The following is a 2364-nucleotide window of genomic DNA, read 5'->3' as shown; positions in this document are numbered from 1 at the left end:
ACCCCAAACAGTTTGAAGCCCTGACTAGCCAAACATCTGGGGAAGTTTCTGGTATTGGCATTCGGATGGAAGTGAACGAAAAAACTCAGCGCCTCACTGTTGTCGAAGCCATAGAAAATTCTCCAGCACTGAAAGCTGGGATCAAAGCAGGCGATGAAATTTTGGCAATTGACGGCAAACCCACTCTCAAAATGAAGGTGGATGAAGCTTCTAAGCTAATTCGTGGCAAAGCGGGTACTCCCATCAAGCTAAAGCTGGGACGGGCGGGGCAAAATGCCTTTGATTTGAAGTTGACAAGGGCAAGTATTGAAGTGCCAACGGTACGTTATACCCTCAAGCAAGAAGGAAATCGCCGCGTTGGCTATATCCGTTTGCGGGAATTTAGCGCTCACGCCGCAGACCAAATGCAACGAGCCATCCGCGATTTGAACACTAAGAAAGTTGATTCTTATGTCTTGGATTTGCGGGGAAATCCTGGCGGGCTGTTACAGGCAAGCATTGAAATTGCCCGGATGTGGTATAATGAGGGCGGAATTGTCAAGACAGTAGACCGTGTGGGCGGCACTGAAGAAACTAAAGCCAATCGCACTGCTTTAACAAATCGTCCTTTGGCGGTGTTAGTGGATGGTAATTCAGCTAGTGCTAGCGAAATCCTTGCAGGGGCACTCAAGGATAATAAGCGGGCGGTAGTCGTAGGTGGTCAAACCTTTGGTAAAGCTTTAGTGCAGTCAGTTCATGAACTCGCAGATGGTTCCGGCTTGGCTGTCACCATAGCCCATTACTACACCCCAGCGGGAACGGATATTAACCATAAAGGGATTGCTCCAGATATCAAGCTAGACTTGACAGAGGCACAAGAGCGGCAATTGGCTTCTAATCCAGATTTAATCGGAACTAAGAGCGATCCACAATATGCCCGTGCGATCGCAATTTTATCAAATAACAACTTTGCCCAACCGCCAGCAAATCAGCCCACTCGACCTATGAGCCGCGCTGATAAACTGAAATTTTAGGTGAGTGATTTGTTTCCAGGTGTTTATATAGTAGTATTCCCAAATCCAGATTTTTGGAGTTATGAAAACTGCTTGATATACCCTTCTAGGATTTTGGATTGGGAATACTAGTTACTAATACCAAACCAAAATCTTAGATTTATGAATTATCAGCCAGTTGATGCAACCACCGCCACCAGTTTTTTACCAATGGTGTCGGTGGTTGTTCCTATTTATAACGGTGAGGCGGATTTACCAGAGTTAATCAATTGTTTGTTGTTTCAAACTTACCCGAAAGACCGGGTAGAGTACTTGTTGGTAGACAATAATAGTAGCGATCGCACTCTCACCATCCTCAAAACATCTGCCGAAAATTGCCCAATCACAATTCGCCCATTGAGCGAAAACCAAATTCAAAGCTCTTATGCTGCTCGTAATGCTGGGATTCGCGCCGCTACGGGTGAAATTATAGTTTTTACCGATGCAGATTGCCGTCCACAACCGCAATGGTTAGATGCATTAATTCCGCCTTTTGTCAACACAGAAGTGGTAATTGTCGCTGGTGAAATTTTGGCACTACCAGGCACAACTCTGCTAGAACAGCACGCAGATCGTCAAGAAACTTTGTCGCAAAAGCATACCCTTAACCATTCCTTTCGTCCCTATGGTCAAACGGCTAATTTAGCGATTCGACGCATTGCCTTAGAAAAAGCGGGTTTATTTCGTCCCTATCTTACCACTGGTGGCGATGCCGATATTTGCTGGCGGATTTTGGGGGAAAACATCGGGCGTTTGGAATTTGCCCCGGATGCGATCGTTGGGCACCGCCACCGCGCCACACTTCAAGAACTGCAAAGTCAATGGCGGCGCTATGGACGGTCAAATCGCTATCTACACGAACTACACGGTGTAGATTTGATGCGAGATATTACACTCAAAGAATGCGGCTATCGTTTGGCACGTTGGTTAGTCAAGGAAATACCAAGGGATATGAAAAAGGCGATTGCGGGTAAAGCCACCCTTGTAGATTTATTAAATACTCCCATTGGTTTGTTCACTGCTAGGGCGCGTGCTGCTGGTCAACGAGACGCCAAGTTGCCAGAAAATGCCAAGATAATTGATCGACTGTAACAATTAATCGCATCCTATGCTAAAAGTACAGCGCGGCGGAAATCAAGCTACCATTTTAAAACTTGCAAAAGCCTTGATATACAAAACTTTTGAATGCGTGAATGCGTGACTTCCGCCTTGCGGTACTAGAGCGTTAGTCGTTTACTTTCGAGGATTTCAGTTGCTTTCTGGGCAGAAAGTGGGCGGTAGAATAAATAGCCCTGTACATCTTCACAATTAATAGATTTCAAGAACTCCAGTT

General features: G+C 45.6%; 2 protein-coding genes. Both read left to right on the top strand.

From position 1 onward, the window contains the following. A partial coding sequence (locus LC574_RS36110; RefSeq protein WP_229458429.1) for a S41 family peptidase occupies positions 1–1013 on the top strand: 1013 nt, incomplete at its 5' end. Between the two features lie 141 nt (positions 1014–1154). Then, positions 1155–2123, top strand: coding sequence for a glycosyltransferase (locus tag LC574_RS36105; RefSeq protein ID WP_229458427.1), 969 nt, complete (start codon positions 1155–1157; stop codon positions 2121–2123). The last annotated feature ends 241 nt before the right edge of the window (positions 2124–2364 follow it).

Origin of the sequence: Nostoc sp. CHAB 5715 (assembly GCF_020829685.1) — a bacterium.
In the GTDB taxonomy this organism is placed as follows: Bacteria; Cyanobacteriota; Cyanobacteriia; order Cyanobacteriales; family Nostocaceae; genus Nostoc.
This window is presented reverse-complemented; position numbering and strand designations above follow the sequence as displayed.

Excerpts from the sequence above, each read along its gene's own strand:
- LC574_RS36105 (WP_229458427.1), top strand. The coding sequence starts at position 1,155 with ATGAATTATCAGCCAGTTGATGCAACCACCGCCACCAGTTTTTTACCA.